Annotated in this window: 14 protein-coding genes; 5 read left to right on the plus strand and 9 right to left on the minus strand. The window is 71.7% G+C overall.

The annotated features are described in order from the left end of the window. Nucleotides 1–9: 9 nt before the first annotated feature. The 3 genes from JYK04_RS36165 to JYK04_RS36175 form a co-directional block, all read right to left on the minus strand. A complete protein-coding gene (locus JYK04_RS36165; protein WP_308431151.1) occupies nt 10–939 on the minus strand; it encodes an ACP S-malonyltransferase in 930 nt (309 codons plus the stop codon). Nucleotides 940–1208: 269 nt separating this feature from the next. Beyond that, nucleotides 1209–2069 (minus strand): ABC transporter permease, encoded by an 861-nt coding sequence (locus JYK04_RS36170; RefSeq protein ID WP_229876965.1) that lies wholly within the window; start codon nt 2067–2069, stop codon nt 1209–1211. Then, the gene (locus tag JYK04_RS36175; RefSeq protein WP_229876964.1) at nt 2066–3088 is read right to left on the minus strand and encodes an ABC transporter ATP-binding protein; all 1023 of its coding nucleotides are present in this window, start codon (nt 3086–3088) and stop codon (nt 2066–2068) included. The genes JYK04_RS36170 and JYK04_RS36175 overlap by 4 nt, the downstream gene beginning before the upstream one ends. A gap of 339 nt (nt 3089–3427) precedes the next feature. On the opposite strand from JYK04_RS36175, the gene JYK04_RS36180 reads away from it, so the two are divergent. The 3 genes from JYK04_RS36180 to JYK04_RS36190 all read left to right on the plus strand — a co-directional run bounded on the left by JYK04_RS36180 (nt 3428) and on the right by JYK04_RS36190 (nt 6387). After that, nucleotides 3428–4000, plus strand: coding sequence for a sugar phosphate nucleotidyltransferase (locus tag JYK04_RS36180; RefSeq protein ID WP_189748346.1), 573 nt, complete (start codon nt 3428–3430; stop codon nt 3998–4000). An 80-nt stretch (nt 4001–4080) separates the two neighbouring features. Beyond that, the gene (locus JYK04_RS36185; protein ID WP_229876963.1) at nt 4081–4725 is read left to right on the plus strand and encodes a thioesterase II family protein; all 645 of its coding nucleotides are present in this window, start codon (nt 4081–4083) and stop codon (nt 4723–4725) included. A gap of 249 nt (nt 4726–4974) precedes the next feature. Next, the gene (locus JYK04_RS36190; RefSeq protein WP_189748343.1) at nt 4975–6387 is read left to right on the plus strand and encodes a class I adenylate-forming enzyme family protein; all 1413 of its coding nucleotides are present in this window, start codon (nt 4975–4977) and stop codon (nt 6385–6387) included. A 97-nt stretch (nt 6388–6484) separates the two neighbouring features. On the opposite strand, the gene JYK04_RS36195 is transcribed toward JYK04_RS36190, so the two are convergent. From JYK04_RS36195 to JYK04_RS36210, 4 genes are all read right to left on the minus strand, one after another. Then, nucleotides 6485–8146, minus strand: coding sequence for a flavin monoamine oxidase family protein (locus tag JYK04_RS36195; RefSeq protein ID WP_189748341.1), 1662 nt, complete (start codon nt 8144–8146; stop codon nt 6485–6487). Between the two features lie 217 nt (nt 8147–8363). Next, nucleotides 8364–9059 carry a 4'-phosphopantetheinyl transferase family protein gene (locus JYK04_RS36200; protein WP_189748339.1) on the minus strand — a complete coding sequence of 232 codons (696 nt, stop codon included), beginning with the start codon at nt 9057–9059 and terminating at the stop codon, nt 8364–8366. Then, nucleotides 9056–9979 (minus strand): metallophosphoesterase family protein, encoded by a 924-nt coding sequence (locus tag JYK04_RS36205; protein WP_189748337.1) that lies wholly within the window; start codon nt 9977–9979, stop codon nt 9056–9058. The genes JYK04_RS36200 and JYK04_RS36205 overlap by 4 nt, the downstream gene beginning before the upstream one ends. After that, nucleotides 9960–12938, minus strand: coding sequence for a helix-turn-helix transcriptional regulator (locus JYK04_RS36210; RefSeq protein ID WP_208809282.1), 2979 nt, complete (start codon nt 12936–12938; stop codon nt 9960–9962). Before JYK04_RS36210 ends, JYK04_RS36205 begins: the two co-directional genes overlap by 20 nt. Nucleotides 12939–13427: 489 nt before the next feature. Between JYK04_RS36210 and JYK04_RS36215 the strand changes: the two genes are divergently transcribed. Together JYK04_RS36215 and speB are read left to right on the plus strand one after the other, a co-directional pair. Continuing rightward, a complete protein-coding gene (locus tag JYK04_RS36215) occupies nt 13428–14984 on the plus strand; it encodes an acyl-CoA carboxylase subunit beta (RefSeq protein ID WP_202185950.1) in 1557 nt (518 codons plus the stop codon). Nucleotides 14985–15018: 34 nt separating this feature from the next. Then, nucleotides 15019–16008, plus strand: a complete 990-nt coding sequence (gene speB / locus JYK04_RS36220) for an agmatinase (RefSeq protein ID WP_229876955.1) — start codon at nt 15019–15021, stop codon at nt 16006–16008. Nucleotides 16009–16475: 467 nt separating this feature from the next. On the opposite strand, the gene JYK04_RS36225 is transcribed toward speB, so the two are convergent. After that, nucleotides 16476–17522, minus strand: a complete 1047-nt coding sequence (locus JYK04_RS36225) for a nuclear transport factor 2 family protein (protein WP_189748257.1) — start codon at nt 17520–17522, stop codon at nt 16476–16478. A gap of 176 nt (nt 17523–17698) precedes the next feature. Continuing rightward, a complete protein-coding gene (locus JYK04_RS42030; RefSeq protein WP_268254195.1) occupies nt 17699–17824 on the minus strand; it encodes a hypothetical protein in 126 nt (41 codons plus the stop codon). Nucleotides 17825–17847: the final 23 nt, after the last annotated feature.

The following is a 17847-nucleotide window of genomic DNA, read 5'->3' on the forward strand; positions in this document are numbered from 1 at the left end:
TCCGCTTCCTCAGGCGGTCACGGGCCCCGGGGCGGCGCGCCGGGCTCGGGTCGCCCGGGCCGCCCGGGACCGCTCCAGCGCCTGCTCCCGCTCGCGTTCGCGGGCCCGCTTCTTCGGCAGGCCCACCGGGACGACCTCGAAGTTCTGCTTGGTGACGTCCAGCCGGTGGAACAGGTTGTCGGGGCCGGTCATGTACAGCGTGCCGACACCGAGCCCCTTGAGGGACTCCACCATGGCCGGCCAGTGGATCGGCCGGTCGAAGGTGTCCAGCATCATCTCGCGCATCCCGGCGGCGTCCCGCACGACCGTGCCGTCGTGGTCGACGACCACCGGAAGGGAGGGGTCGGCCAGTTCGTACGCGCCGAAGACCTCCTCCTCCGCCTTGCGCCGCAGCGCCGAGAAGGCCGCCGCGTGCACGGGCGGCCGCATCGAGTACATGGAGTAGCCGCCCGCCGCGCTGATGCCGGCGTTCAGGGCGTCGAGCTCCTTCTCCCGTACGGAGAGCATGTGGAAGCCGGCGTCGAGGCGGCCGGAGAGGTCGTACCAGGCGCCCCGGTCGTCGAACTCCGCGAGGATCTCGTCCAGGCGCTCCTGCGGGGTGCGTACGAAGCAGTGGGTGACCACGTCCTCGTACGCCCCGGAGAAGTACTCCTCCTCGCAGCGGGCCAGTTCGGCGGTCAGCCGCACGACGTCGGGGAAGGAGAGCGACCCGGTGAAGGCGGCGGTCGCCTTCTGGCCGAAGCTCGGCCCCGCGCAGACGGTGGGGGAGACGCCGAGGGCGTCCACGGCCCGGTCCGCCAGCGCGATGGAGTTCACCAGGAAGGCGATCTGGAAATCGACGGAATAGTCTTCCTCGGCGTCACGGAAACGGTCGAACACCGAATATCCGAGCGCCTCGTCGGCCTCCGCCAGCCGGGCCCGCGCATACGGGTCCAGCATCAGGAACCTGCCGACTTCGGCAAACGACGCGGGGCCCATACCGGGGAATACGATCGCGGTCCCGGTCCGGGAATCGGAGGAGTCTGCCGCAGGAGCCGCGGCAATCGCATCGGAAAGAGTCATGGTCCGTGAATACCTTTGCTTCCGGGATGGTGGAGATGCTGTGGAGGGTGTGTGAGGTGGCGATGACGAGAAAAAGCCCCGCACCCGGCCGGGCGCGGGTGCGCCGGTCCGGGCACGAGGCCGGAGGGAGAAGCGGAGGAACAGGTTCAGTCCTGGGCCCTGCGGTGGAAGCCCTTGATGCCGATCGCGCCGAAGATCAGGATCGCCGCAGTGAGCGCCATCAGGTCCACCCACAGCGGGATCGAGCCGGGACCGCCGGGCGGCAGCAGCAGGGCGCGGATGCCCTCGCTGACGTAGGTCAGCGGGTTGAAGGCGCACAGCACCTGGAACCAGCGGATGTCCGCCAGCCCGTGCCACGGGAACTGGGTGCAGCCCGTGAACATCAGCGGGGTCAGCGTCACCGCGAAGACGATGCTGATGTGCCGCGCCGGGGCCAGGGTGCCGATGGTCAGGCCCACCGTGCTGCCGGCCAGCGCGCCCATCAGCAGCACGCCCAGGGTGGCCGGGAACCGGTCCATCGGCCAGGACACGTTGTCCAGGACCAGGAAGCCCATCGGGATCATCAGCAGCGACGCGACGATGCCGCGCAGCATGCCGAAGACCAGCTTCTCGACCGCCACCAGGGTGGTGGGGATCGGGGCCAGCAGCCGGTCCTCGATCTCCTTGCTCCAGGAGAAGTCGATGATCAGCGGCAGTGCCGTGTTCTGCAGGCTCACCAGGAAGGCGTTGAGCGCCACCACGCCGGGCAGCAGGACCGCCTGGAAGCCGCCGCCGGTGAAGCCGAGTTCACCGAGGACCTTGCCGAAGACGAACAGGATGAAGAACGGTTCCACGAGGATCTGGGCGAGGAAGGTGCCCAGTTCGCGGCCGGTGACGAAGATGTCCCGCCACAGGATGAAGAAGAACGTACGGGTCACCGAGCGGACGCCGGCCGGAGCGGGCTTCAGCTCCTGCGGGAAGTCGGCGACCGGGTCGGGTGCGATGGCGGGTGCGGTGGCGGTGCTCATCTCAGCTCCCGGCCGGTCAGCGCGATGAAGACGTCCTCCAGTGTCGCGGTGCCCACTTTGATGTCCTTGATGTCGCAGTTCGCCGCCGTCAGGGTGGTGATGGCGGCCGGAAGCACCGCACCGGACGGCGCGTCGCTGTAGAGGCGCAGCCGTACGGGCGCGTCCGCGGCCGGGTCCCCGGCGTCCGGCGCCGTGCCGTCCGCGGAGTCGCCCGAGTCGCCCGGGCCTTCCGGGCGGCCGGGCTCGATCCGTTCGACCCGAGTCACCGCCTCGATCTTCTCCAGCAGGCGGATGACCTCCACCGCGCCGGATTCCGCCGGCCGCACGGTGAGGGTCAGGGCGGTGCCGCTCAGGCTCTGCATGAGCGCCTGCGGCGTGTCCAGGGCGAGCAGCCGCCCGTGGTCCACGATCCCGACGCGGTCGCAGAGCCGGGCGGCCTCGTCCATGTCGTGGGTGGTGAGCACGGTGGTCACACCGCGCCCGCTCAGCTCGGCCACCCGCTCGTGGATGAACAGGCGTGCCTGGGGGTCGAGTCCGGTGGCCGGCTCGTCCAGGAAGAGGACGTCGGGCCGGTGCATCAGGGCCCGCGCGATCATCACGCGCTGGGCCTGGCCGCCGGAGAGCTGGTCGCCGCGGTCCTTGCCGCGGTCGCCGAGCCCCACCCACTCCAGGCACTCGTCGGCGAGCCGGCGGCGTTCGGTACGGCCCATGCCGTGGTAGCCGGCATGGAAGGTCAGGTTCTGCCGCAGGGTGAGCGACTGGTCGAGGTTGTTGCGCTGAGGGACGACGGCGAAGGCCCGGCGGGCCTGCGCGGGGTGGGCCACGACGTCCACGCCCTGTACGAAGGCGCGCCCCGCGGTGGGGGCCACGCGGGTGGTGAGGATGCCGATGGTTGTTGTCTTGCCGGCTCCGTTGGGCCCCAGGAAGCCGAACACCTCACCCCGTCGGACCGAGAAACTCAAGCCGTCCACCGCCGGACGGTCACGGTCCCGGTACTTCTTGACCAGTCCATCGACCACGACAGCGGAATCCACGAGTCTTTCAGATTTCATTTATGCCTGCGAATCAAGTGGGACGCGGCAACGGCAGTCCGGCGGGTCCGCGCGGGGAATATCGCGTGACCGGCCGCGCGTCGGGCGCCGACCGAATGGGACGCGGAAATGATGTGCTTGCGCCATGTCTAACACACCGGTCTGCACCGTGGTCCACCCGGCCCCGGGTCTAGGGGGAGGCGGGAAAGGCTTAGGGGGGAATAGGGGTGATCACGCATTGCGGTCCCGGCGAATATTCTCATAGCATCGTCGGGTGATTGCGCCGGATCAGCTCCGCCCGCCTCACCACTTGCACGAGGAGACCCCGTGAAAGCACTCGTCCTGTCGGGGGGATCCGGCACCCGGCTGCGCCCCCCGCCCGCCCCTTCCGCCGAGCGGTTCCACCACTCGGCGGACAAGCCCGCCCTCTTCCACGCCATCGAGGGCGTCGCCGACGCGGGCATCACCGATGTCGGCATCGTCCTCGGTGACACCGCCGACGAGGTCCGCGCGGCCGTGGGCGACGGCGCCCGCTTCGGCGTGAGCGTCACCTACCTCCCGCAGCACCGGCCGCCGGGCCTGGCCCATGCCGTGCGCACCGCGCGGCACTGGCTCGGTGACGACGACTTCGTGACGTACCCGGGCGACGCCCTGGTCCCCGGCGGGATCGGCGAGCAGCTGGAGGAGTTCCGCAGCCGCCGCCCGGCGGCCCAGGCCGTGCCCGGCCGGGCCGGGGTGTACTTCTTCACGGACGCCGTGCACCGGGCCGTCGAGGCCGTCCAGCCCTCCGCCCGCGGCGAGCTGGAGATCACCGACGTCCTGCGGTGGCTGGCCGGCCAGGGCCTGGAGGTCGTCTCCGGCACCGCCGACGGCCACGACGAGGCGCAGTTCCGTTCATGAAGGCCCTCCACTCAGGAGGAGCCGGCCGCGCGCCCGACCCGCGAGTCAGAGGCGCCACCCGAGGCGGAGTTCCAGGGAGCATGACCCATGCGTACGGCCGGCCCCCCGCCGGGGAGACCACCCCCGACGAGGTCGGCCTGATCCAGATCCGGCAGCCCGCGCTCCCGAGCAGCTACCGCATGATCTGCTTCCCGAGTTCACGCAACTCCCCGCTCTGCTACCTCGCCATGGCCGAGCTGTTGCTGCCCACCGTGGAACTGCTCATCGTGCAGTACCCCTTCCTGTCGGCGGAGGAGGAACTCGATCCGGCGGCATGCGAGTTGCTGGCCGACAAGGTCTTCGAGGCGGTACGGGGCTGGACCGACCGCCCGTTCGCCCTCTTCGGGCACCGGATGGGCGCCGAACTGGCCTACGCGGTGGGATGCAGGCTGGAGCGGGAGACGTACGGCGCCCCGCTGACCCTGTTCGTCTCCGGGCGGACGGCACCCGGACACCGCGGCAGCCTCGGCCCGCCCGCCCTCAGCTGCCGGGTCGTCGCGCTGACCGCCCAGCACGACCGGCGCGCCGCGCCGGAGGGCGTCCGCGGCTGGCGGCGGTGCACGTCCGGCAGCTTCGACCTGGAGGTGTTCCCCGGCGCCCAGGGGTATCTGAAGTCGCACCGCCGGGAGGTGGTCAACATCGTCCACGACCAGCTGATCTCGCTCGGTGAACCGGACCCCGACTGAGGGGCCCCCAGGGGTCGTTCAGGGGTACCCGCCCTCCGGACCGCTGCCTAGCGTGCGGGGGTGGAGACCCGTGTCCGAGGCGGCCCCACCGCACGAATCCAACGGGGCGGCACCGGCCCAATCCCCATCCCTTGTGAAGCTCGCGATTCCCGCGATCCACCCCTGAACGGGCCCCGAACCACCGCCGGCCCGGCGCACCGCACGCCGCCCGGCCGTGTCACGGCCCAGAGGAAGGACATTGTGCGACCGATGACCGCGAAGATATTTTCAGCCGACTCGGTACGGCCCGTCGACCAGTTCGAACAGGACGCCCTCCGGGTGGCCGAGGCGATCCGCGAACGCGGCGTCGGCCTCGGCGACCGGGTCATGCTCAAGGCCGGCAACTCGGCCAGCTACGTGTGCGTCCTGTACGCGCTCATGCACGTCGGCGCCTCGATCGTCCTCGTCGACCAGCAGGAACACGCGGAGGAGACCCGCCGGATCGCCCTGCGCACCGGCGTCAAGGTCACCTTCGTCGACGACGAGACCCCCATCTACCCCGACGCCGACCCCATCCACCTCTACGAGCTCATGGTCGCCGTCGCGGACCACGAGCCCACCGCCGCGGCCCTGTCCTTCGACGTCTGGGGCGAGCTTCCCGACGGCCTCATCATGTGGACCTCCGGCTCCACCGGATCCCCCAAGGGCGTGGTGAAGTCCGGTGGCTCGTTCCTGCGCAACCTCCAGCGCAACGCCGACCAGGTCGGGCACCGGGCCGACGACGTCCTGATGCCGCTGCTGCCGTTCGCCCACCAGTACGGCCTGTCGATGGTGCTCATCGCCTGGCTCACCCGCTGCTCCCTGGTGATCGCCCCCTACCGCCGTCTCGACCGCGCCCTGCGCATGGCACGCGACGCCGGGGTCACGGTCATCGACGCGACCCCGTCCAGCTACCGCAGCATCCTCAGCCTGGTCACCCGCAAGGCCGCGCTGCGCGCCCACCTCGCCGACACCCGCATGTTCTGCGTCGGCGCCGCTCCCCTGGACGCGCCGCTGGTGGACCAGTACGTGGCCGAGTTCGGGCTGCCGCTGCTCGACAGCTACGGCTCCACGGAGCTCGGCAACGTCTCCTTCGCCACCCTCGACAACCCGGTCGCCTGCGGCCGCGCCATGGAGGGCATCCGGCTGCGCATCGTCGACGAGGACGGCCGCGAGCTGCCTGCGGGGGAGACGGGCGAGATCCAGGTCGACACCCCCGACGCCCTCGAAGGGCAGGTGTCCGACGACGGCACCATCGTGCCGGCCCACGCAACCGGCTGGCAGGCCACCGGCGACCTCGGCCACCTCGACGCCGACGGCAACCTGCACGTCCTGGGTCGGAAGTTCGCCGTGCACCGCATGGGCTACACGCTCTACCCCGAGCTCATCGAGCGGAAGGTGGCCGCCCAGGGCTGCCCCACCCGGATCGTGCCCCTGCCCGACGAACTGCGCGGCTCGCAGCTGGTCTTCTTCGTCGAGGACGAGGAGATGCGGGACTCCGCCCACTGGCGGGAGCGGCTGTGCGCCCTGCTGCCCGCCTTCGAACAGCCCAACAAGGTCGTGGTGCTGGAGCAGTTCCCGCTCAACCGCAACGGCAAGCCCGACAAGAAGGCGCTGACGGCGCTCGCCGCCGACCAGGCCTGACCGGCCGTCCCGACGGCACGGTGAAGGCGCCCCCGCCCTGCGGCGGGGGCGCCTTCGCGCGTCATGCGCGTCATGCGCGCCGTGACGGTCGTGACCGTCAGTCGTCGTAGGGCAGTTCGACCGGCGCCAGCTCCTCGAAGAGGTCACCGGGGCCGGGATTGTCCGGGTGGGTCGCCCCGCCCAGGTGGTCCAGTACGCCCCACACCGCGTTCAGGGCCGTCGTGACGGCGCCCTCCGCGAAACCGGCGGTCCACGACACGTCGTCGCCGCACAGGAAGAAGCCCCGCTGCGCCTGCGGCTGCCCGCGCTGCATGAACTGCGTGAACAGCCTGCGCTGGTAGCGGTACTGGCCCGGCAGGTTCGACTTGAACGCGCCCATGAAGTGCGGCTCGGTCTCCCAGGTGATGGTCAGCGGCTCACCGATCACGTGCGAGCGGATGTCCAGCCCCGGATAGATGTCCGCGAGCTTCCCCAGCAGGACGTCCAGCCGCTCCTGCGCGCTGAGCGTCGCCATCTTCAGGGAGTCGTCGTTCCACGTGTACGACAGGCACATCACGCCCGGGCGGTCCGGGCCGTCGTCGAACAGGTAGACGCCGCGCGGCATCCGGTCGGTGAGCGTCATGCTCATCACCGGCAGCCCGGTGTCCGGATCGACGTCACGCCAGAAGGGTCGGTCCGTCAGCACGAACAGCTTGGACGAGCCCATGTAGTGGGTCCGCTCCACCGCCGTCCACAGCGGCGCGCTCAGCAGCTCCGGATCGGTCTCCACGCGGTTCAGCAGCGTCCACACGTGCGGCGTGTAGACCACGGCGGCGAACCGGTCCCGCCGCCCGTCGGCGTCGGTGACGGTGAACTCCGCCCCGTCGCGCCGCACGGAGCGGACCCCGGGCCGGGCGGCCCCGCCGTGCAGGGAGGCCAGCGAGGTACCCGCCGGCCAGTGCGCGCAGTCCCCCGGCCGGTGTTCCCACAGGCCGCGCGGCACCTGCTGGGAGCCGCCGAGGATGGCCACCTGGTGGTCGTCGGCCTCCGTGTAGACGACGCGCAGGATCTCCAGCAGCGAGTTGGGGAAATCGGTGTCCCAGCCGCCGGTGCCGAAACCCACCTGCCCGAAGATCTCCCGGTGCCGGAAGGACCGGAACGCCGCACTGGTGGCGAGGAACCCGTAGAAGGACTGGTCGTCGAACTCCCGGACCAGCCGGTTCCAGACGTGCTTGAGCGTCTCCACGTCACGCCGCCGGACGGCGTCGCGCATCGTGGACAGCTCCGCCCGCTCCTGGAGCGCCTTCTCCCAGGCCGCGGCCACCTCCTGGTAGACGTCGGGCAGCTGGTCCGCGGCGCGGGCGGTGTGGCGTACGCCGCCCAGGTCGATGACGGTGCTCGGGGTGTGCTCCGCCAGCGGGTTGGGGAAGGGGGCGGTACGCAGCCCCAGCAGGTCGATGTAGTGGAACAGCGCGCGGGCCGACACCGGGAAGCGCATCGCGCCCATCTCCGCCACACAGCCGGGCTGGCCCGGGAACGGCACCGAGCGCATCCGGCCGCCCAGCTGGTCCGCCTCGTATACGACCGGGCGCAGGCCCAGCCGCATCAGCTCGTGGGCGGCGGTCAGTCCGGCCATCCCGCCGCCCACCACGGCCACGGGCGTGCCGGCGCGCCCGGGCGGCAGGGAGCCCAGGCCCGCCGGGTGGCGCAGCCAGCCGTCGTAGGAGAAGGGGAAGTCCGGCACGAGCATGGTGGTCGGGGCCGGGCTTGCTGATGTCATCTGGAGTACCTCTCGGGCCGGTTCGACATCGCTTCCAGGGGAACCGGAGACGAGCCGGGCGCGGCCGGCGACGCGGCGACGCAGCGGGCCCGGAGGGCGGGGAGAGCCACGCGCCCTGGTACGCCGTGCACAGTCGGTCCGGTCCTCGCACGCTACGCAGCGGCGCCGGAACCGGACAACCCCTACCGACCCGGGTGACCCACCCCGCCCCCCCGCCCTACGCGGCCCGGCGGGCGGGTACCGCGATCGCGGTGACGACCAGGCCGCGTTCCGCGAGCCAGCGGCCGGTGAACTCCGTCACCGGCCGCCCGTCGGGAGCGGTCCCCGGACGCAGGACGCGGGCCCGGAACGTGCCGCGCCGCGGACCCCCGGCCGGGAGGTGCTCGTCCGTACGGAAGGACAGGGCCGCGTCGTCGAAGTCCAGCTCGGTGCCCACCAGGGGGTACCAGGTCTTGTACACGGCCTCCTTGGCGCTGAACAGCAGCCGGTCCCGGCACAGCCGGGCCGCACCGGTCACCGGGGTGCGGGCCCAGACGAGCTCCTGGGGGAGGGCGATCGACTCCAGGACTCCCCGGGGCAGCGGCAGGTCGGGCTCGGCGTCGATGCCGACCGCCACCAGATCGGTGTCCCGGGCGAGGACAGCGGCCCGGTAGCCGGCGCAGTGGGTCATGCTGCCCACCACGCCCGCGGGCCACTGCGGCACGTTGCGCTTCCCCGGCAGGACGGGCGTCGGCGGCAGCCCGAGCGCCGCCAGCGCGCGGCGGGCGCAGCCGCGTACGGTGGTGAACTCCTCGCGCCGCTCCTCCGTCGCCGCGGCGACCAGAACGGCCTCCTCGGGGTGGAGCACCGCAGAGCCGTCCGCCCCGAAGGCCTCGCCCGCGCGCACCTCTTCGGGCAGCAGGGTCTCTATCACGTGCGGGGCTCTTCCTCGGTGTAGGGCAGGATCTGCCGCAGCAGGCCCTTGGGGTGGCCTCGCTTGCGCCACTCGCGCGGGTAGCCGATCGACACCTCCTCGAACCGCACCCCGTCGTACCAGGTGGTCCGGGGGATGTGCAGGTGGCCGTAGACCACGGCGGCCGTACGGAACCTGCGGTGCCAGTCGGCGGTGAGCACGGTGCCGCACCACTGGGCGAACTCCGGGTGCCACAGCACGTCGGTGGGCTGGCGGACCAGCGGGAAGTGGTTGACCAGGACCAGCGGCACCGCCGGGTCGTGCGCCTCCAGCCGGCGCAGGGTGAGCTCGACCCGGGCCCGGCACCAGGCGTCCCGGCTCGGGTGCGGGTCGGGGTGCAGGAGGTACTCGTCCGTGCAGACGACGCCGGCCTCGTGCGCCCGGGCCAGCGACTCCTCCTTGGTCGTGGTGCCCGCCACCCGGAACGTGTAGTCGTACAGCAGGAACAGCGGGGCGACGGCGACCGGGCCGCCGGGTCCCCGCCACACCGGCCACGGGTCCTCGGGCGTCACCACGCCCAGCCCGCGGCACAGCTCCACCAGGTGCCGGTAGCGCTCCTCGCCGCGGGCCTGGACCGCGTCCTCGCGCGGGGTCCACAGCTCGTGGTTGCCCGGAGCCCACACCACCTTGGCGAAGCGCCCGGCCAGCAGGCGCAGCGCCCACTCGATGTCCTCGGTCAGCTCGCCGACGTCGCCGGCGACGAGCAGCCAGTCATCCGGGTGGGTGGGCTTGAGGGATTCGGTGATGGGCCGGTTGTCGGCCATCCCGATGTGCAGATCGCTCACCGCGAGCAACCGGGGACCGGCCGCGGCGGCGGCGGGCGCGGCTCCGGCGGTGCCGGGCGCGGGCTGGGCGGCGGGATCAGGCAGTATGCGCGACATCGATGTCCCAACTGACCGGGAGGTCTTGACGACGAGTGATATTGATCTTCCTGTAAACCCGCGTCAGATGCTGCTCCACGGTGCTGACCGTGATGAACAGCTTGGCGCCGATCTCCCGGTTCGTGTACCCGTGCGCGGCGAGCGCCGCCACCCGGCGCTCGGCGTCCGTCAGGATGGACGCCGCGGCCGGCTGCGCCCGCACGGGGCCCGGCGCCGGAGCGGCCGCGAGCCACGGCGGCGCGCTCTGCGAGGGCTGCTCGGCCTGGAGCTGGGACAGGTCCCGGGCCCCGCCCGCTTCGGCGATCCGCCCCGCCCGCCGGGCGTAGGTCTTGCCCTGCGCCGTGTCACCGAGCCGCTCGTGGGCGGTTCCGAGGTCGGTCAGCGCCCGGGCCAGCTCGAACGAGTCACCCTCCTCCTGGAGCAGGGCCACGGCCCGGTCCAGCAGGGCGGGCCGTTCCGGCAGCGGCCGGGCACCCGCCAGGACGCGCAGGGCCAGGCCCCGCACCCGCGGTCCGGGGTCCTCGGCGAGCTGCTCCCTCGCGAACCGCTCCGCCTGGTCGCGGTTGCCGAGGGCCAGCGAGGCCTCCGCGACCCCGACCCGCCAGGGCGCCAGGCCCGCCCGGTCCATGTTCCACTCGCGCATCAGCCGCCCGCAGGTCATGAAGTCCGTGAGCGCCGCGTGGTGCCGTCCGGTGGCGAGCTGGTGTCTACCACGCGCGTAGACAAAGTGCAGGCCGTAGCGGGTCAGCAGCATCTGCTCGGGCACCGGGTGGTCCACCAGCGCCGCCGCCGCCTCGTGGTCGCCCATCGCGGTCCGCGCCTCGATGAGCGCGGACAGCGGCATGCCGATGCCCACGCCCCAGCCGTGCGGCGGGAGTTGCTCCAGGGCCTCCTCCGCCAGCCGGCGCGCCTGTGCCGGCTCGCCGCGGCGCAGCGCCATGTGCGCGCGCATCGCCTGCATGACCGCGGTCCACCCGGGCGCCCCGCGCTCGGCGGCCTCCTCCAGCAGCCGGTCCGTCCACAGGGTCGCCGCGCCCAGCCGCTCCGCGTACAGCAGGGCCAGCAGGCACGCCCGCACGGTGACGTGCGTCTCCTCCGTGAGGCGGCTCCCGGACAGGATCCGCTCGGCGTTCTCGGTGAGCCGCTCGTCCGCCTCGGCGCGGTCCCGTACGCCCGGGGCCGTGCCGCCGGGGGCCGCCGGGGCGCCGGGCGCCGCCGGGCCGCCGGTGCCCGCGCTCAGGATGCCGTGCAACGCCACCATCGCGGCCAGGATGCCGTCCTCGGCGGCGCCCGCGGGATGCGCCGCCCCGTCCCAGGCCGGGGCGAGCGCGCCGTCCCACGCCGGGCCCAGCGCGCCGTCCAGCCGGTCCAGCAGCTTGGGGTACGTGGAGGCCAGCACCAGCCGTACGCTGCGAAGCTCGGCGGTCATCGCGGGATCGGGGTTCCCGGGCCAGCCCTCCAGGGCGTGCTGGATCGCCGTTGCCGCGTCGTCGATCCAGCCGTTCCACAGCAAGTCGCCGACCAGCCGCAGGGATTCCGTGACCGGGAGCGAACCCTCGTGCAACGCCGCGTTGAGCGGCCGCAGTTCGCGCGCCCAGGCGGAGGGGTTGACCCGCCATATGAACTTGGCCATGCTCGACCGGAGCTGGATCCGCTCCCGCTGGTCCGAGGAGCACTCCTCGGCCAGCCGCAGGCAGCGCACCGCGAACCCGACGCGCTGCGAGGCCAGCGCCGTGTGCGCGGCGTCGCTCAGCACCCCCGGCACCCACTCCTCGTCGGGAACGCCCGACCCGAGGCCCAGCAGGTGCGCGGCGACGGCCATCGGCGCCGCCCCGGCCCCGTACAGCAGCCGAGCGGCGCGCCGGCGCAGCCGGGCCACGTCCTCGTCGTCCAGGCTCTCCAGGACCGCCGTCCGTACCGCGCCGTGCCAGAAGCGCGAGCCCTGGAGGATGCCCGCGTCTCCGAGAGCGGCCACCACCTCCTCCACCGTCCGCTCCTCGGCCTCCACCAGCCGGGCCAGCAACGGCAGCCGGCCGGAGCCGCCGAGCAGTGCGATGCCCTGTGCGACCCGCAGGCCGTCGGCGCCCGTCCGGTGGATGCAGATCAGCGCGTCGCGCACGAACCGGTCGCCCGGCTGGAACGGTCTGTCGTCCGCTTCCACGCCCCGCCGCCGGGGGTCGTGGTCGTCCAGGAGGCCGCGCACGAGCAGCGGGTTGCCTCCGGTGGCCGCGTGCAGGGCGGCGGCCAGCCGGGCGGTGAGCGCGGGCGCGTTCGCGTGGGCGGCCGAACGGTCCATCTCCGCGGCCCGGTGGGCCAGCAGGGCCTCGACCCCCCGGACGCTGAGCGGGCGCAGCCGCAGGCGCGGCCCCTCGATCCGACGGAACAGTTCCTCCAGGACGCGCGGCGGGGTCGCGCCCGCGTCAGGGCCCCGGGTGACCATCAGCGAGAGGCCCGCCCCCGCGGTGCGCGCGCGGCCCAGGGCGTACAACAGGCAGTGCAGGGACTGCGGATCGGCGTACTGGACGTCGTCGATCGCGATCAGGACGGGCCCGCGCGCCGCGAGGCCGGCGAGCCGGGCGTGGAACGCCATGAGGGTCTGGGTGGGGACGAGGTCCTCGGTGCCGGCCGGCCCGTGGAGCGGGAGGGGGCCCGAGGCGTCCGCGGTGTCGCGCAGCAGTTCCTCCACCACGCCGAAGGGGATGTCCTGTTCGGCGGCGGAGGTCACGGCGCTGAGGAGCCGGACGCCCGAGTCGGCCGTCCGCTCCAGCACGCGGTGCAGCAGAGCCGTCTTACCCGAGGCGACCGGGCCGCTGATCACGGCGGTCCGGCCGGGCGCGCTGAGGTCGCCGGGAGTGCCGGCGAGTGTGGTTCCGTACGTGGCTCCGTGTCCGGTTCCGTGGGACCGGGCGGCGCCGGTCACCCAGGAGGTCAGCTTGGCGATCTGTTCATCCCGCTCCACCAACATGGCTGTGGAAGCCTCCCCGAGAGAGATAAGAAACGTCGCATGTCGGTCTCATGGCATGACATGGCTATTCACTTCGAGTTACCGCACGTACAGGAAGACGGTGCCCGAGGAGCGCCTGGAATTCAGCGCTCACCGTTGGTCAAACGGCAGGCCGGTACTTCCCGTTCGGCGGGTTGATTGAACTGTACCAACTTTGGCCCGGTCGGCTGCCTGCGCTCCTTTCCCGTGACACACGGAACCGATGCGCAGCCGGTTCAACTAAATCCGCCACCCTCCGTTTCGTCACGATCGGAAACCTCAAGGAAACCTCAAATACGTCTGGATTCGACTGTTTCCGCTCTAGGGGTGGTCACGCGGAGATTAGGGGTCGGAGGCGGTGGAGAAGCCGCGTCGGCCGCTCGTTTAATGGCGGGGGAGCGGCCCTTTGGAGGTCCGCGTGAACCGATGACGCCCGCATCCGCGGGGCCGGGGTCGAGAGGGCACATGACGACGAACCTCACCGGGAAAGTGGCCGAGTTGCGCGAGTTGCGCGAGCTGGCGCGGCGTGGCCCCAGTGACCGGGCGACCGAGGCGCAGCACGCCAAGGGCAAGCTGACGGCCCGGGAGCGGATCGCGCTCCTGCTGGACGAGGAGTCCTTCCGGGAGGTCGAGCAGCTGCGCCGGCACCGGGCGTCGGGTTTCGGCCTGGAGGCGAAGAAGCCGTACACCGATGGTGTGATCACGGGGTGGGGCACGGTCGAGGGCCGGACGGTCTTCGTCTACGCGCACGACTTCCGCATCTTCGGCGGCGCCCTGGGCGAGGCTCACGCCACGAAGATCCACAAGATCATGGACATGGCCATCGCGGCCGGTGCCCCGCTGGTCTCCCTGAACGACGGCGCCGGCGCCCGTATCCAGGAGGGCGTCTCGGCGCTGGCCGGCTACGGCGGCATCTTCCAGCGCAACACCAAGGCCTCGGGCGTCATCCCGCAGATCTCGGTCATGCTGGGCCCCTGCGCCGGTGGCGCCGCGTACTCCCCGGCCCTCACGGACTTCGTGTTCATGGTCCGGGAGACCTCGCAGATGTTCATCACCGGCCCGGACGTGGTCCGCGCGGTGACCGGCGAGGAGATCACCCAGAACGGCCTCGGCGGCGCCGACGTGCACGCCGAGACCTCCGGCGTCGCGCACTTCGCGTACGACGACGAGGAGACCTGCATCTCCGAGGTCCGGTACCTCATCTCGATGCTGCCCTCCAACAACCGCGAGAACCCGCCCGTCCACGGCAGCTCCGATCCGGCGGACCGCCGCAGCGAGGTCCTGCTGGACCTGGTCCCCGCGGACGGCAACCGCCCGTACGACATGCTCAAGGTCATCGAGGAGCTCGTCGACGAAGGCGACGTCCTGGAGATCCACGAGCGGTGGGCCCGCAACATCATCTGCGCGCTGGCGCGCCTGGACGGGCAGGTCGTGGGCATCGTCGCCAACCAGCCCGGGCATCTGGCCGGTGTCCTGGACATCCACGCCTCGGAGAAGGCCGCGCGCTTCGTCCAGTTGTGCGACGCGTTCAACATCCCGATCATCACGCTCCTGGACGTCCCCGGCTTCCTGCCGGGCGTGGACCAGGAGCACGGCGGGATCATCCGCCACGGCGCGAAGCTGCTGTACGCGTACTGCAACGCCACGGTGCCGCGGATCAGCCTGATCCTGCGCAAGGCCTACGGCGGCGCGTACATCGTCATGGACTCGCAGTCCATCGGTGCCGACCTGACCTATGCCTGGCCGACCAACGAGATCGCGGTGATGGGCGCGGAGGGTGCGGCCAACGTCATCTTCCGCAAGCAGATCGCGGACGCCGAGGACCCCGAGGCGATGCGCGCGCGCATGGTCAAGGAGTACAAGGCCGAGCTGATGCACCCGTACTACGCGGCCGAGCGCGGCCTGGTCGACGACGTCATCGACCCCGCCGAGACCCGCTCCACTCTGATCAGCGCCCTCGCGATGCTCCGCAACAAGCACGCCGATCTGCCGCAGCGCAAGCACGGCAACCCCCCGATGTGACCCCGCAGCACCCTGGAAAGGCACTGATCGCACCATGACCGCCCAGCCCAACGGAGTGACTCCGCCGCTGCCGCCGACCGAGACCGACCGGACGCTCCACTTCGCCGGTCAGGCCACGTTCGGGCGCGTCCCCCGCCTGGACCAGGTGGAGAAGGCGGACATCGCCGTGGTCGGGATCCCGTACGACGGCGGCGTCACGTACCGCCCCGGAGCGCGCTTCGGCGGCAACGCCATTCGTGAGGCCTCGCGCACCCTGCGCCCCTACAACCCGGCGCAGGACGTCTACCCGTACCACTTCAGCCAGGTCGCGGACGCCGGTGACATCAGCGCCAACCCGTTCAACGCGGGCGAGGCGGTGGAGACGATCGAGGCCGCCGCCGACGAGCTGCTCTCGGGCGGTGCCCGGCTCATGACGCTGGGCGGCGACCACACCGTCGCGCTGCCGCTGCTGCGCTCCGTGGCCAAGAAGCACGGCCCGGTGGCGGTCCTGCACTTCGACGCGCACCTGGACACCTGGGACGACTACTTCGGCCAGCAGTACACCCACGGCATGCCGTTCCGCCGGGCCGTGCAGGAGGGCGTCGTCGACACCTCGGCCCTCTGCCACGTCGGAACGCGCGGCCCGATCTACGGCAAGCAGGACCTCGACGACGACGCCAAGCTCGGCTTCGGCATCGTCACCTCGGCGGACGTGATGCGGCGCGGGGTGGACGAGATCGCCCAGCAGCTGCGCGAGCGGGTCGGCGACCGGCCCCTGTACATCTCCATCGACATCGACGTCCTGGACCCGGCGCACGCGCCGGGCACCGGCACGCCCGAGGCCGGCGGCATGACCTCCCGCGAGCTGCTGGAAATCCTGCGCGGCCTGTCGGAATGCCACCTGGTCTCCGCCGACATTGTGGAGGTCGCGCCGGCGTACGACCACGCGGGAATCACCTCGACCGCCGCGTCCCACGCCGCGTACGAGCTGATCACCATCATGTCCAAGCAGATCGCCCCGGTCCGCTGGGGCCTGACGCAGTAGCCGCCGCGCTCGCATGCGTGAATTCACCCGGCCGGCCGCTTGGCCGGCCGGGTCATTACCTTATTCACGCCCGGGTCGGCATGCAGGATGAGCGGGTGTCCTATTAAAATTCCACGAAATCTTGTGCCGAGCGCGGACGGGAATTGAACCAGTGCGGTCACGTCCCCGAATTCCGCGCCAATGCCCTGCCCGAATCCGGGCAGCGATGGAGTGATTCCGGCATCGGCGAACGCTTGCCCCCCGACCATGCCCCGCCGCGGGCGCTCACGTCATCCTTTCGTTCATTGAGTTCATGCCGGGCGTGCTCTGGGGGCGGGCCCGGCGCGACCGGTCCATCGGGGGAGCCCTGCACATGGACGAGTCGCGCAGGGGGGCTCGGTCGGCAAGCCGGCGCGCCCGCACGTCGGAAAGGTCAGGAAGGCCAGGAAGGCCAGGACCAATTGACCAGGCGATCCGACAGCCGTGCTCTAGCCGAAGAAGGGGTCGTCCACCACATGCGCCCAGCCGCCGTCCGGCTGGCGTCGGAGGATCTCCGTGGTCGTGGAGACGACCGGCTCGGGGCCGACGCCGGTGAGGGTGGCGGTGTTCGACACCAGGGCGATGTCGTCCACCCGTCGGATGTCGCGGAGTTCGAGCTTGAGGCGGGCGCCCGTGTCGATCAGCTGTTGCAGGCCCTTCCGGATGGGCGCGGTGCCCACCAGGTGGGTTCCACGGGTGGGCACGAAGTGGGCGTTCGGCTCGTACAGCGACACGAGGCCCTCGATGTCACCCGCCTCCAGGTACTCCATGAACAGGGACCCCACCTGCTCGGGCGTCTCCGCACGGCGCCGGGCCGCGGCGCCGACGGGCCTGTCGCCCCAGCCTGCCGCGGCGAGCAGGTCGTACCAGTCGGGATGGGCGCCATGGGGCAGATGGTGGCGGAGCAGGGCACCCGGGAAGGTCAGAGGGGACGCCTTGTGGGGCTTGGCCAGGGCCTGGGTGACGATCGCGTCGCTGAGCGCGTAGGCCAGGTCCATGCGGGGAAGCAGGGCGTGGACCTCGTCGGCGAGGCCGGTCGGAAGGTCCTCGCGCCGGACGCCGAGGATGTCGGTGCCGATCCCGGCCTGTGCCAGTGCCACCTCCGTACCCTTCCGCCCGGCGATGCCGTCCGAGGTGTGCAGGGCGATGGCGTCCCAGGCGATGGCGATGCGCCGTTCCTCGACGCCGCGTTCGCGGAGGAAGGCTGCCGCCGTGTCGGCGCCGTCGACTTCGAAACGCTGGTCGCCGTTGCCCTCCTGGCTCACTCCGATGTCGTGCAGGACACAGCTGAGGAACAGCAGTTCGTCGTCGAAGTCGGTACTGGCGTTCAAGCCCTGGTTCTGGGCGTGGGCCCGGGCGAAGACGTAGCTGCGCACGCTGTGATGGAGGACGAAGTCCGGCGTGGCCCTGGCCACATAGGTGTAGGCGTCCCGGGTGAGGTCTGTGTCGGGGAGGCGGAGCTGCTCGAAGACGGGCAGGGGAGCATCAGTGGTCATGGTGCGGCTCTTTCGTTCGGAATGGGCGACGTGAAGCGGCGTGGTGCGTGCGTGCCGCAGCCGGGTGGCGGTTCGGAAGATCCGCGCGGGCCCCTTGTTCGGCACGTCGATCGACGGCTCGCGCGTCGACGGTGCCGGCGTGACGGGCGTGGCCTACGCCGGGTGGTGGCGCCGGATCACACCGTGCGGGTCCAGGGTGCTTCCTGGACCTCCTCGATGAGCTCCTCGGTCCGGTTGAAGTTGACCGCGTCGTCCGGCCAGCCGGCGGAAGGCCGGCGGCAGGCGACGTCTTTGTCCGTCATGACGCGACCGTAGGCGTGATCCG

It is taken from the genome of Streptomyces nojiriensis (assembly GCF_017639205.1).
In the GTDB taxonomy this organism is placed as follows: Bacteria; Actinomycetota; Actinomycetes; order Streptomycetales; family Streptomycetaceae; genus Streptomyces; species Streptomyces nojiriensis.

What these genes read in the sequence shown, in the direction of transcription:
- JYK04_RS36165 (WP_308431151.1), bottom strand. Translation starts at nt 939, where the DNA reads ATGCTGGACCCGTATGCGCGGGCCCGGCTGGCGGAGGCCGACGAGGCG.
- JYK04_RS36170 (WP_229876965.1), bottom strand. Translation starts at nt 2,069, where the DNA reads ATGAGCACCGCCACCGCACCCGCCATCGCACCCGACCCGGTCGCCGAC.
- JYK04_RS36185 (WP_229876963.1), top strand. Translation starts at nt 4,081, where the DNA reads ATGACCCATGCGTACGGCCGGCCCCCCGCCGGGGAGACCACCCCCGAC.
- JYK04_RS36190 (WP_189748343.1), top strand. Translation starts at nt 4,975, where the DNA reads ATGACCGCGAAGATATTTTCAGCCGACTCGGTACGGCCCGTCGACCAG.
- JYK04_RS36195 (WP_189748341.1), bottom strand. Translation starts at nt 8,146, where the DNA reads ATGACATCAGCAAGCCCGGCCCCGACCACCATGCTCGTGCCGGACTTC.
- JYK04_RS36205 (WP_189748337.1), bottom strand. Translation starts at nt 9,979, where the DNA reads ATGTCGCGCATACTGCCTGATCCCGCCGCCCAGCCCGCGCCCGGCACC.
- JYK04_RS36215 (WP_202185950.1), top strand. Translation starts at nt 13,428, where the DNA reads ATGACGACGAACCTCACCGGGAAAGTGGCCGAGTTGCGCGAGTTGCGC.
- speB (WP_229876955.1), top strand. Translation starts at nt 15,019, where the DNA reads ATGACCGCCCAGCCCAACGGAGTGACTCCGCCGCTGCCGCCGACCGAG.
- JYK04_RS36225 (WP_189748257.1), bottom strand. Translation starts at nt 17,522, where the DNA reads ATGACCACTGATGCTCCCCTGCCCGTCTTCGAGCAGCTCCGCCTCCCC.
- JYK04_RS42030 (WP_268254195.1), bottom strand. Translation starts at nt 17,824, where the DNA reads ATGACGGACAAAGACGTCGCCTGCCGCCGGCCTTCCGCCGGCTGGCCG.